Source organism: Microcoleus sp. B3-D7, from assembly GCF_036705305.1.
Taxonomy (GTDB): domain Bacteria; phylum Cyanobacteriota; class Cyanobacteriia; order Cyanobacteriales; family Microcoleaceae; genus Microcoleus.
On record NZ_JAUBUE010000079.1, the window covers coordinates 1 to 14,310 of the forward strand.

Here is a 14,310-nt window from a genome sequence, read left to right on the forward strand (position 1 = left end):
GCTTCTGTGATTTATTGCGTAAGCGTTGCTTGCCGAAGCCATCGCCTCCCTCTTGAAAAACTGTCCGGAGTATTGTTTTAGGAAAAACACAATCGCATAGGTATCAGATATTGTACCATTTTCAATAAGCCTTTTAAGGGCTGGTTAGAAGAACCCCTCCCAAGAAAATTTACTCTTTGTGAAATGGGCCGGAAAGCCCGTTCTTGAGAACCGTTCAACATCTGAGATAAAGTGCATTGTAATTGTTGAACCAAAGAGTTTTTAACTGGGAAGGGCGGGATTTGTGGCTATACAATTCTTTATATGCTATAATAGTTGGCTAAACTGCCTTATGACAAAAAACAAGGTATATGATATCAGTTTTGAGCCCACCCGCAAAGCGAAACGGCTTTAAAGTTCTTCTGGTCGAAGACAATCAAGCAGAAGCCGATCTGATTGAAGAATTATTATTAGAAACAAACGTCAGTAGAGCCGAACCCCAGAGGCTATCAGTAAGTTGTACAGACCGTCTCAGCAAAGCGCAGCAACTTTTGGTCAGCGAACATTTTGATGTGATTTTACTAGATCTTTCGCTGCCCGACAGCCAAGACTTAAATACAATTGTCAAAATACAAGAATATAGTCTAAATACTCCGATTGTCGTACTGACTGCCCGCAACGATGAAGAGCTTGCCGTGCAGTCAATCCAAGCCGGAGCTCAAGATTATCTAGTCAAGCGAAAAATTGACAGCGAAGTGTTAATTAGATCGCTTCGTTATGCAGTCGAGCGACAGCACAACCAAGAAGCTTTACGAAAAAGCGAAGAAAAATATCGCTCGGTAGTCGAGAATTCTCTCGTCGGCATTGCCATTCTGGCTCCTCCGAGTTGCCCCTCAGCACCAGAAAAATGCGAGTGGTTGGAAGTAAACGATGCTTTGTGCGATTTGCTGGGATACGATCGCCAGGATTTTTGGCATGAGAGTTGGGAGAGGTGGGTTTTTCCTGAAGACTTGCAGTCGAGTTTAGAGCAGTTAAATAAAATTTTGGCAGGGGAGAGTGAAGGCTATGTTTTAGACCAAAGGTGGCGCAAAAAAGACGGAAAAACAGTTTATACTAGAGTTTCCATGCGGTGTATTCGCGCTCTCGACGGCTCGATGGACCACCTGATTAAAGTAGTCTTGGATGTGAGCGATCGCTACCGTTACGAAGCTCAATTAAAAGCATCAGAAGAGTTTTTAAATCACACGATTAATTCTACTCCTGACCCGATTTTTGTCAAAGATGAGCAGCACAGATGGATCGTATTAAACGATGCTTTTTGCAATTTGATAGGAAAAAGGCGAGCGGAACTGATTGGCAAGTCAGGATACGATTTTTTTCGCCCCGATCAAGCGGCTTTTTTTTGGCAACAAGACGAGCAAGTATTGCAAAGAAGTCTTTCTCAGGAAACAGAAGAAAATTTTACCGATGGCGGCGGAAAAGAACGCATTATATCTACCAAAAAAACAGTTTTTAACAACGCCGACGGTCGTAAAATGTTGGTCGGAACAATGCGAGATGTTACCGAATACAAACGCCAACAAATTGCGTTGCAGGAAAGCGAAGCTCGATTTCAAATAATGACCGACAACGTGCCGGGAATGATTTATCAATATCGGCTTTATGTAGATGGTAAAATATCTTTTACTTACGTTTCTTCTGGCAGTTTGCAGATCTACAATTTAAAACCAGAACAAATAGAAGAAAATGCCACTTTGGCTTTTGCAACAGTTCACCCAGACGACATCTCAGACTTGCAGCGATCGATCGCAACTTCGGCGGCGACTCAGCAAGCTTGGCAACACCAGTGGCGGCAAGTTATGGGAGATCGAGTGAAATGGCTGCAAGGCGCATCGAAGCCAGAAAGGCAAGCCAACGGTGATATAGTTTGGGACGGTTTGGTGATGGATGTTACCGAATTGAAACAAACCCAGCAAGACCGCGATCGATTTTTTAATCTCTCGCTGGATTTACTTTGCATTGCAGGTTTTGATGGCTATTTTAAACGCTTAAACCCCGCTTGGTCAAATGTATTAGGTTATAGCAGTGATGAAATCTTAGCCAAACCTTTGATAGAATTCGTCCATCCAGAAGACCTAGAAATTACTGTAGCGGAATTAGAAAAACTTAAAAAAAGCCACCCTGTTATTAGCTTAGAAAACCGCTATCTTTGCCAAGATGGTACTTATAAATGGCTGTCGTGGACAGCATCGCCGTTTGCAGAAGAAGGTTTGATTTATGCAGTGGCTCGCGACGTTACATTTAGCAAGCAAGCTGAAGCTGAATTGCGTAAGAGCGAAGCCACCAACCGCGCTCTTTTAAATGCGATACCAGACATGATATTTCGCTGTCGGGCAGACGGCACTTTTGTAGACTTCAAGCCTGCCAAAGATTTCGAGAAAATCATCCCACAAAAATCACTAATAGGCAAAAAAGCACAAGACATATTGCCGACTGCTTTTGCTGAAAAAATCTTGTCCGGCAATCAACAAGCGATCGACAATGGCGAGATTCAATTCGTAGAATATCAAATGCCAGTTAATGGTGAACTGTACGATTTTGAAGCGAGAATTGTCTTCTGCACGGAGGACGAAATTATCGCGATTGTCCGCGATATCACTCAACGCAAACGCTCTGAGTCAGTCCTCCAGAGGCAAGCAGCAGCAATGGCCCAAGCTTCCGAAGGTATCGCCATATTCAGTGCCGACAAAGAGGTGATTTATTGCAACGCAGCCCGAGTAAAAATCTACGGTTACGACTCTCTCGAAGAAATCTTAGGTAAAAGTTGGAAAACATTCTACCAAGGTGCAGAGCTGCAAAGGTTCGAGCAAGAAGTCCTGCCGACTTTAGTGCAGAAAGGTTCTTACAGCACCGAAGCAGTAGGATGCCGTCGCGACCGCTCGGAAGTCCCTATAGATGTCTCGCTGACAATGCTGCCCGACGGGGAAATCATTTGCATTGTTCGCGATATTTCCGAAAGAAAAAAAACCGAAGCAGCACTGCGGGAAAGCCAGCGGTTCGCTCAACAAATTGCTGAGGCAAGTCCTAATATGTTGTATGTTTATGACTTAATAGAACAAAAAAATATCTATGCGAACGCTTCTATATACCACATTCTCGGCTATACAGTAGAGGAGATTGAGGCAATCGGGCCGTGGATGATGTCAACTTTAATACACCCGGAAGATTCAATCAAAATACCTGATTATTTACAGCAAGTCGAAACTGGTGCGGAAGGGGATATCTTTGAAATTGAATACAGAATTAGGCACAAGGATGGTTTTTGGCGCTGGATTGTCAGCCGAGATACTGTATTTGCAAAAACAGCAGATGGTAAGTTAAAACAAATTCTCGGCACGGGAACTGATATTACAGAAAGCAAGCAAGCAGAAGATGAAATAAAGCTGTTGCTGGCGGCAACTCAAGCTATTAGTCAGTCGGCAGATTTTCACAGCGCCCTCCCAGATATCCTGCGGTTGCTGTGCAATGCGATCGGCTGGAATTTTGCGGAAGCTTGGATACCGACTGCTAACGGTAATTTTTTGGAACACAGTGAAACTTGGTACGCTAGCGATCGCGATTTAGATATGTTCGGCCGCGAAAGTAGAAAAATTAGATTCGCCCCCGGAGTGGCAGTACCTGGACGGATTTGGTCAACCAGGAATGTAGAATGGATTGAAGATATTTCTCTAGCTACAAATCATCTTTTTGCCCGATCGCAAATGGCGGCATTAGTCGGATTGAAAGCTTGTTTCGGAGTGCCAATTCACGCTAGCTCAAAGGTGCTGGCAGTTTTAGTATTCTGCAAGCGCGACCGCTCGATTATGGAACCGCGTATTGTAGAGTTGGTTAAGGCTGTAGCGACTCAGTTGGGCGATCATATTCAGCGCAAACAAGCCGAAGAAGAATTGCGTAAAAGTGAAGAACGCTGGCAGTTAGTTCTCAAAGGCAATCAAGACGGAATTTGGGATCTGAATCTTCAAACAAATGAAGCTTTTCGATCGGCCCGCTGGCAAGAAATTATCGGTTACACAGACGGCGACATCGACAGCAACTACAGCGCATGGATCGATCGCATCCATCCAGACGATCGCTCACGAGTCCAAGCAGCGATCCAAGGTTATCTCGATCGCCAAACCCCCAATTACGCCGCCGAATACCGCTTGCAGTGTAAAGACGGTAGCTATAAGTGGGTGCTCGCCCGCGCTCAAGCCGTTTGGGATCAAGCCGGAAACCCTCTGCGGATGGTAGGTTCGATGACGGATATTAGCGATCGTAAAGCAGCAGAATTAGCTTTACTCAAGGTCACTCAAGCCGTCGAAAGTACCAGCGATGCGATCGTGATCGCCGACTTGAAAGGGCGGTCTATTTACCACAATCAAGCCTTCATTCAGCGCTACGGCTACACAGTGGAAGAACTCAATGATATTGGCGATATCACCGCGCTTTATGTCCGGCATAAAAATTACAAACAAATCTATAAAAGCCTTCGCCAAGGTCGCTCTTGGTCTGGCGAAGCTTCCCTGCACACTAAGAGCGGCGAAGCAGTAACTGCTCTGGTGCGAGCCGACAGTATTCAAGATATTAATGGAAATTACATCGGCTTAATTGCAGTGATTACCGATATCACAAAACGCAAAGAATCAGAGCTGATTTTACGGCAAAAGTTAAAGCGCGAACAGTTGGCAGTAGCCATGCTGGAACGCATTAGATCTTCTCTCAATCTTGAAGAAATTCTTACCAAAAGTGTCGAAGAAGTGCGACATTTTTTGCAAGTAGACCGTACTATTATTTACCAATTTAATCCGGATTGGAGCGGGTTTATCGCTGTCGAGTCGGTTGCCGAAAATGTCCGACCAATTGTAGGAATCGAAATTTATGACCCCTGTTTCGGGTCAGCCTACGTTCCTCTTTACCAAGAGGGCAGAATTAGAGCCATAGAAGATGTTCAAAATGCCGGGCTGGCCGACTGCCACTTGGGTTTGTTGACTCGGCTCGATGTGAGAGCGAATCTGGTAGTGCCGATTTTGCAAGGCGAAAACTTGTGGGGGCTGTTAATTGCCCACCACTGCACGGGCCCGCGTCCCTGGCAGCAATTGGAGGGAGAGTGCCTAAAACAATTGGGGGTGCAGTTGGCGATCGCCATTCAGCAATCGATGCTCTTTGAGCAAGCACAAACCGAAATTGCCGATCGCAAACTTGCAGAAGCCGCCCTGCAATTAGCTAAAGAAGCCGCCGAATCCGCCAACCGCGCTAAAAGCGACTTTCTCGCCAACATGAGCCACGAATTGCGGACGCCTTTGAACGGGATTTTGGGATACATTCAACTGCTCAAAGTCGATAAAAACTTTACCGCCGATCAACAGGAAAGTCTTAACAACATTCACCAGTGCGGCAACCACCTGCTGATGCTGATTAATGATGTTTTAGACCTCTCAAAAATCGAAGCTAGTAAAATGGATCTGTCGCTGACAAACGTGCATTTTTCCAGTTTTTTGAAAGGTATTATTGATTTGTTCCAGATGCGCTCAGCTCAAAAAGGAATTGCTTTTAATTACGAGCAGGTTTCAGCGCTTCCAGACGGCATTTTGGCAGACGAAAAAAGGTTGCGTCAAGTTTTGATTAATTTGCTCAGCAATGCCGTTAAGTTTACGAACAGCGGCAGCGTTACATTCAAAGTCGGTTATGCAGAAAATTTCCCCGATAATTATCCTCAAACCAACAGCGAAAATTCTAGTTTGACAGCGGAAATTGCCCCTCAAATAATCAATTTGACCGCTAATTTAGACGCGCAGCAAATGTCTAACCCGCCGCTAGGAAGAACAGAAGCGCCCGAGGGGATAATAGCAGACAACACCGGCCGTACCCCTACCCCTAAAATTCGCTTTCAAATCGAAGATACGGGCATTGGCATCGGGCAGAATAAATTAGAAGAAATATTTTTGCCTTTTCATCAAGTGGGCGATCATAACAATTTCGTCGAAGGTACCGGACTGGGACTTTCCATCAGCCAAAAATTAGTCAAAATGATGGGCAGCCAAATTCGCGTCCAAAGTAGCTGCGGCAAAGGCAGCATATTTTGGTTGGATCTAGACTTGCCAGCAGTCGCCCAGTGTTCGGAACTCCCCTCCCGCCAAGAAAAAAGCCGGCTTGTAGGTTTTATCGGCCCTCAGCGGAAAGTGCTAATCGTGGACGATCACGAAGTAAATCGCGCCATGTTGCACAGGCTGCTTTTTCATTTAGGCTTTGAAATTGCAGAAGCTACAGACGGCGAAGACTGCTTGCACAAAGCACAGGAATTTCTACCGGATATAATTTTAATGGATTTGCTGATGCCGGTAATGAACGGTTGGGAAGCTACCAGGCGGCTGCGACAGTTGCCGGAATTAAAAGATACGGTTATCCTTGCTTTGTCCGCTAACGTTTACGAGACTACCAAGCAAGAGAGCATACTTGCAGGTTGCGATAATTTTCTCACCAAACCGATTCAAACTAATGAGCTTTTAGAATTATTGCGCCTGCATTTGAGACTAGAATGGGTTTACGAAGAAGGATCACAAACCAAAAAGCGGACAGATCAAACTGCAAAAGCATCTTCTGAGATTGCTGCTGCTGACTCAACGATGGTGTCTCCTGCCTCAGAGTCAGTCTTGGCGTTGTTAAGATTGGCTGCAATGGGCGATATTGAAGCTATTTTGGAAGAAACTGCTAAACTCGAACATTCTGACCCGACATTAGGGCTTTTCGTTCATCACCTGCGCCAACTTGCTAAAGGATTTCAGCTCAAGCAAATTCGAGATTTTTTGAAGCAACATTTGTCCTAAAATTGACGGTAGCTAACAGACAACTCAAAATCAGTTAAATCTCGGGCCCAGAGTACCATTCTCAATTAGGTGTTCTGGCCTCCCGCGAAGCGACAACTTAATTTGCTTGGGCGGCCCGGACTCGCAGCCGGCTCCTCAAAGGGTTATTGCAAATAGAAGCCTCTAGGAAGCAACCGGGTTTCTAGAGCCGCCAAAAATTCATTGAATCCCATTTAACCTCACAACCCACAACTCAAAAATCAAAAATTTGAATGTTTCCCTTGAATATGAACGATAAGAATTCCGAAAGAAGCATCATACTAATTGTCGATGATAACCAAACAAATCTGGACGTACTTTTCGAGTTGTTAAGGAATTACGGGTTTAAAGTATTAGTGGCTCTAGACGGCGAAAGTGCGATCGAGCAAATTGACTACATCCATCCAGACTTGATTCTTTTGGATATCATGATGCCAGGAATTGACGGTTTTGAAACTTGCCGACGTTTGAAAGCAGACCTGTCAACGCAAGATATTCCCATCATATTTATGAGCGCCCTTTCCGATACGCCGGATAAAGTAAAAGGCTTTCAGACAGGAGCCGTTGACTACATCACTAAGCCTTTCCAGCACGAAGAAGTTTTGAGCCGGATTCAAACCCACTTGACAATCCGCAGCTTGCAAAAAAAACTCGAAGAAAAAAACCTCGAACTTGCCCACCTCAACCAAAACCTGGAAAGACTTGTTGAACAAAAAACCAAGCAATTAATAAACCAGGAAAAAACAGCCATCATCGGACGTTTGACTCAGGGCATGGTTCACAATCTCAAAAGTCCGCTGCAAGTGATCCAGACTAGCGTCGATTTGATTGAAACAAAAGCCACACAACTTCAAGAAGACTCTCTTTTTAACTATACTAAATATATTTTTCAAGCTGTCACAAAAATCAATCAGATCATGGATACTCTGATGATGAAAAGCCGAAACGAGCAAAAGCAAGATTTGCACCCGGTGAATATCAACGATTTAGTGCAGCGAGAAATTCAGCTATTGGAAGGCAACCTGTATTTTAAAAATAAGATTAGAAAAAAATACTTTTATGACGAAGAAATTGCTAGTATTCCATTAATTTATTCCTATCTTTCTCAAGTATTTTATAATTTAATAAATAATGCAATGGATGCTATGTGGGAAAAGAAAAGCAGAGAAATAACTATCGTGACTCGGCAAGATGACTCGAACATATACATGGATATTGCAGATACGGGATGCGGCATATCATCTGACGATTTGCCAAAAGTTTTTGACCCTTTTTACACCTCCAAGCCGCCTAAAGGTGAGGAAAAAACCGAAGGCGAACCGACAGGAACAGGTTTAGGACTTTATACTTGTATTGAACTTTTAAAACCTTTTAACGGTGAGATTGCTATTAGCAGTAATGTCGGTCAAGGCAGCGTGTTTACAGTTGTGCTGCCCAAACCGCAGACACATTGAGCGACTCAACTGAGTTAAATTGTGTCCGGTTAGACAACCATAACTAAGTTGGTAATTAAATTTGTAGCAAGGAATGCAAGTCTTGGTTACTTGCTCAAGAAAAAACTTGCATTGTTCAATACAAATAGGCGCTAAGTGCGGGTCATTAACCGAACACAATCTCAGCTCGTATTTTGTAAATTAACGGTAATTATTGTAGCTTAGTAGTAATACCATAAAAAAAATGCCACTTTAGGCAAACTTTAAACGGCTATTTAAAATCTCAAATCTCAAAGGCTATCAGCAATGCAAATCCTGATTAGTCCGCGCTTTTTTGACTTACCTCTTGCTATTCCCCTGCCAAAGGTTGTAAATTAAAATAGAGTTGAGTGGCAAGATTGGTAAGAGTATAATAGTTTTGGGCCACTAGGTTTGGGGCGAGGCGGAAAACTTGCAGCGAACAACTCAATTCTATAAATAAATCTGCGTGGTCTGCAAGCACACAGCCCACTCTCAAGCGTGTGGTTCAAGTTCCCCAATCATCAGCTAGGTAGCTGCATCCGCTGCTGACATTTTATAATTACTAAAAAATAGCAAAAGGATAGCAGGAAAAAAAATGCCACTGTACGCAAAAACCCAATTGCGATAGTCATCAGTCATTCCCAATCTCACCTCAAAAATATAAAATATAAAATGGTATGACATCTGTTTTTGAGTCAACTTTAACGCCTGCTTGTTTGAAAATTCTTTTAGTAGAAGACTGTGCAGAAGATGCAGAACTCATTCAAGAACTGCTGTGTGAACCCCAACTAGGAAAGTCAATTGATCTGACCAATGTAGTTCGCCTCCGGGAAGCTATAGAAATTTTAAGCGACAAAATTTTTGATGTAATTTTATTAGATCTTTCACTTCCTGACAGCCTAAAATTTAATACTTTTTTCCGACTTCAAGATTGCTGTATAAATACTCCGATCGTCATTCTGACAGCGGCCGATGACGAAGAACTAGCTGTCGAGTTAATTGCCGCCGGCGCCCAAGATTATCTGGTGAAAAGACAGGTAGACAGCCGGCTGCTGGTACGGACGCTCAGGTGCGCGATCGCCCGCCAGAAACGGCAAGCAGAATGGCAAAAAAGTCAAGAAAAATACCAGCAGGTTGTTGGCAATATCAAAGAAGTCGTTTTTGAAACCAATACTGCTGGCAATTGGACTTTTCTCAATCCGGCTTGGACGGAAATTACCGGATTTACCGTTGATGAAAGCTTAGGAACTTCCTGTTTGAGCTACATTCATTCTGAGGATCACCACCAATATTTAAATTCGTTTAAAGGTCGGAGACCCAATCAACAAATATCCTGTTGTTACCAAAGTCGATATGTTACCAAAAATGGGGAAATTCGGTGGGTGGAAGTGCAAGAATTTTTTATTTTAGGCTGGAACGGCGAGGCGCAGGGGACGACAGGAACTATTAATGATATTACAGATAAGATTTTAGCACTTTCCGAACTAGAAGCTAGTAAAAAGTTTTTGAATTATACAATCGATGCAGTTGCAGACCCACTTTTTGTCAAGGATGAACAGCACCGCTGGATACTGTTAAATGATGCTTTTTGCAAGCTGATCGGGAAGCAGCGCGAGGAACTGCTGGGCAAATCGGATTATGACTTTTTCCCAAAACAAGAAGCTGAAATTGGTTGGCATACTGACCAACAAGTGTTTAGGACGGGGAAAGAAAACGAGAGTGAGGAAATATTTACTGACGCCAACGGTGCAAAGCACATTCTGTCTACTAAAAAAACTGTCTTTGAAAATACCGATGGCAGTAAAATTCTCGTGGGAATAATTAGAGATATCACTCAGGATAGGCGCAAACAATTAGCGCAGCAAGAAAGCGAAGCTAGACTGCGGCAACTTGCTGCCAACTTGCCGGGAATAATTTATCAATTTCGTCTCTCAACCGACGGTCAAAAAAGTTTTCCTTATATTTCTTCTGGCAGCCGCTATTTATTTGAATTGGAACCAGAAAATATTCAGCAGAATCCTCAACTACTTTTTAATTTAATTCATCCAGATGATCGTCAAAAATTTGAAGAATCTATTGCTGTCTCTGCGGCAAATATGCAGCCCTGGCAGCAGGAATGGCGCGCGATTGTACCGTCGGGCAAACTTAAGTGGATGCAAGGGGTTTCCAGACCGGAACGAGTTAATTGTCCGACTGAAATAGCGCAGGAAGGGGATATAGTTTGGGAAGGCATGGTGCTGGATATTACTGATTTAAAACAGGCTGAGGCAGCTTTGCGGGAGAGTGAAGCCAGATTTCGATCGCTCGTTGAGAATATCCCAGGCGCTATCTGCCGCAGCTTGTATGATGCTGAGTGGAGGATGGTATTTATTAGTGATGAAATTGAGGTCATTAGTGGGTATCCTGCTGGGGATTTTATTGGCAACAACGGCTTGAGTTTTGCCAGCATTGTCCACGAGGCAGACAAGGAAATGGTCGATCGACAAATCAGCGCAGCAGTAGAGTCGAAACAGCCGTACAATCTAGAATACCGGATTGTTCGCGATGACGGGGCGGTGCGGTGGATGTCGGAAAGAGGTAGACCAACTTACAATCTAGAAGGGCTTGTTTTGTGGCTCGACAGAGCGATTTTTGATATTACCGAGCGCAAACAAGCCGAAATGACTCTGTGCCTGGTAACTCAAGCTGTAGACAGTGCTAGTGATGCGATCGCGATCGCAGATTTGGATGGTTATTCCGTTTATCACAATCAAGCATTTATTCAGCGCTACGGCTATACAGTTGAAGAACTAAATAATGCTGGCGGCCCAGCAGTAATGTATCCCCGATCTCAAGACTTGAGAAAGTTATTTAGGGTGCTGCGGAAAGGTTTTTCCTGGGAAAGTGAAATTGAAATTAAGAGTCAAAATGGCGCTATCATAGAAACTTTCTTGCGAGCTAACTGCATTAAAGATAGCGCTATGCAACCGATAGGAATGATAGCTATCATTGCCGATCTCACAGAAATAAAACGCACCGAATCGGCATTAAAACTCAGTCAAGAGCGATTGCAGTTGGCAGTTTCAGGCAGCTCTTTGGGGCTCTGGGATTGGAATATAGCTACTGGCGAAACTTATTTCGATTTTTATTGGAAATCAATGCTAGGCTATGCAGAAACCGAAATTGAAAATAACCTCAAAGGTTGGGAAAGTTTGGTGCATCCAGAAGACCGAGTAAAGGTAATGGAATGTTTAAATTCCTATTTGGAAGGTGAGACTGATATCTATGAATTTGAATTTCGGATGCTCAACAAAGGGGGGAATTGGCAGTGGATTCTGGCGATGGGCAAGGTAGTCGAGTACGACGAATGGGGTGCGCCGTTGCGGATAACAGGCACTCACAAAGATATCAGTGCCCGCGTTGCAGCAGAAGCAGAAAAAACTCAGTTGATCGCATCTTTGCAACAACTTGCCGAACAGTTGCAAGCAGCGCAAAAAATAGCCCGCATCGGCAATTGGGAATTCGATAGGGAGGCAGGAGTTATTACTTGGTCGGAGGAACTGTTTCGAGTTTACGGTCGAGAATTGAATCTGCCACCGACAATGGAAGAACTTTTCGAGCAAATTCATTCCGATGACAAAGAAAGGTTTGCAGAAGTTGTAGAAAAAGCAGTGACTGAAGGGACAGCTTACGATATCGACCACCGCATCTATTTTCCATCAGGAGAAATCAGGCACGTCAACTGTAAAGGACAAGCTATTAAAAATGAGTTGGGTCAGGTGGTGCGGCTGTTTGGCACGGCAATGGACATTAGCCATCGCAAAAAAGCAGAAATTGCTTTACAAGAAAGCGAACAGCGATTTCGCGCTGTATTTGAACAAGCGGCAATTGGCATTGTTAAAGTGTGGCCAGACGGTCAATTTTTGAATGCAAATCAAGGGTTTTGCAATATTGTCGGATACTCGGAATTGGAGCTGAAATCACGAAATGTTGGGGATATTTCTCACCCCAAAGATCTAGCAGCCGATGTCGAGTCGCGCGACAGACTGTTAGCTGGGGAAATTTTTAATTATTCTCTAGAAAAACGCTTTATTCGCAAAGACAGTTCATTTGTTTGGACTAATATGACTGTATCTTTAGTGCGGGATGGGTTTGGGGAACCTAGCTATGTAATTGGTGTGATTGAAGATATTAGCACTCGCAAACTTGCTGAGGCTATATTGCGCCAGCAATTAAAGCGAGAACGCCTGGTGGTAGGAATGCTGGAACGCATTCGCTCTTCTCTCAATTTAGAAGAAATTTTGACAAAAACTGTTGCTGAAGTACGGCATTTTTTACAAACAGACCGGACAGTAATTTATCAGTTTAATCCCGATTGGAGCGGTTTTGTAAATGTCGAGTCAGTGGGCAAAAATTGGCTGGCTATTCAGGGAATAACTATTGACGATTCCTGCTTTGAAGACCGCTATGCTTCTGCTTACGAACACGGTCGTACTGTAGCTGTGGATGATATTTACCAAGCTGATCTTTCCGAGTGCTACATTAATTTATTAAGTCAATTTCAGGTGCGAGCTAATTTGGTAGTGCCAGTTTTGCAAGGCGAGAAGTTGTGGGGGCTATTGATTGCTCACGAGTGCGCGGGCCCCCGTCACTGGCAGGAAATTGAGGTCGAGTGTCTCAAACAAATTAGCGTGCAGTTGGCGATCGCGATCCAGCAATCAATGCTGTTTGAGCAAGCACAAAGTGAAATTGCCGATCGCAAGCAAGCCGAGTCAGCTTTGCAGGAATCGGAAGTGCGAGAACGTTCAAAAGCGCTAGAGTTAGAAGTAGCTATTAACAAACTCCGAACGACTCAAGCTCAGCTCGTTCAAAATGAAAAAATGGTGAGCTTGGGTCAGTTAGTTGCTGGTGTTGCTCACGAAATTAATAACCCTGTTAGCTTTATTCACGGCAATCTCAATCCGGCTCGCAATTACACTTTAGATTTGCTGGAATTGATTAAAGTTTACCAGCATTACTGTCCTCATCCGCCAGCCCAAGTCTTGGAGAAAATTGATCAAATAGACTTGGATTATATTGCTGAGGATTTCCCGAAATTGTTTAATTCGATGCAAGTAGGAACCGAGCGAATTGTCGAGATTGTGAAATCGTTGCGTAATTTTTCACGATTGGACGAGTCCGCAGGGAAGTCGGTTAACATTCATGAGGGCATTGATAGCACGTTGATGATTTTGCAAAATAGGTTAAAATCTCACAGCAGTCATGGAGAAATTCAGATAGTTAAAGATTACCAACTATTGCCACAAATTGAATGTTTTCCGGGCGAGTTGAATCAGGTATTTATGAATATTTTAATTAATGCGATCGATGCTTTGGAAGAACGGGACAAGCAGCGTTCGATCGAGGAGTGCGATCGACATCCCAGCACGATCGCTATTCGCAGTTATCAGGCGGCTGCCGACTTCGTAGCGGTATCTATTGCGGATAACGGGCGGGGGATGCCGGAGTCAGTGCGATCCAGGCTGTTTGACCCGTTTTTCACGACTAAACCTGTGGGCAAGGGTACGGGTTTGGGATTGTCGATTTCTCACTCGATTATCGTCGATCGCCACGGCGGCAGATTGAGCTGTATTTCGACACCGGGAGAGGGAGCGGAGTTTTTGATTGAAATTCCAGTCCGACCGAATTTAACAACTACAAATTCCAATTTGGGGCAATAAATTAGCAATTGGTAATTGAAATTTGGAAGCGAAAATGGGTAATATCTCACATCTGGCACCCTTCTCAAAAACAGGCAATATGCCTGTTACACACCGAGTAAATTTTCTTGTGTAACAGGCATATTGCCTGTTCCTAAACAAGTAATTGAGAAGACTGCAACATCTCAGTAATATCAAATACCGTAATATCTGAATTATACCCTGCAAGTGAGCATTCTCCTTATATCATGTCCGGTCGATTAACCATGATATGATCGGGAGGAACACCACCCCCATCAAATAAAGAATGCCAAAACG

The 14,310-nt window shown here is 43.8% G+C and carries 3 protein-coding genes; all 3 read left to right on the top strand.

Annotated features, from left to right (window positions below; translation table 11 throughout):
• Positions 1–350: 350 nt before the first annotated feature.
• The 3 genes from QUB25_RS28325 to QUB25_RS28335 all read left to right on the top strand — a co-directional run bounded on the left by QUB25_RS28325 (position 351) and on the right by QUB25_RS28335 (position 14,013).
• The gene (locus QUB25_RS28325) at positions 351–6,842 is read left to right on the top strand and encodes a PAS domain S-box protein (protein ID WP_333188614.1); all 6,492 of its coding nucleotides are present in this window, start codon (positions 351–353) and stop codon (positions 6,840–6,842) included.
• Positions 6,843–7,093: 251 nt separating this feature from the next.
• Positions 7,094–8,314, top strand: coding sequence for a hybrid sensor histidine kinase/response regulator (locus QUB25_RS28330; RefSeq protein WP_333188615.1), 1,221 nt, complete (start codon positions 7,094–7,096; stop codon positions 8,312–8,314).
• 677 nt (positions 8,315–8,991) lie between these two features.
• A complete protein-coding gene (locus QUB25_RS28335; protein WP_333188618.1) occupies positions 8,992–14,013 on the top strand; it encodes a PAS domain S-box protein in 5,022 nt (1,673 codons plus the stop codon).
• The last annotated feature ends 297 nt before the right edge of the window (positions 14,014–14,310 follow it).

Bases quoted from the DNA above. Each gene is read 5' to 3' on its own strand.
- QUB25_RS28325 (WP_333188614.1), top strand. From the start codon at position 351: ATGATATCAGTTTTGAGCCCACCCGCAAAGCGAAACGGCTTTAAAGTT.
- QUB25_RS28330 (WP_333188615.1), top strand. From the start codon at position 7,094: ATGTTTCCCTTGAATATGAACGATAAGAATTCCGAAAGAAGCATCATA.
- QUB25_RS28335 (WP_333188618.1), top strand. From the start codon at position 8,992: ATGACATCTGTTTTTGAGTCAACTTTAACGCCTGCTTGTTTGAAAATT.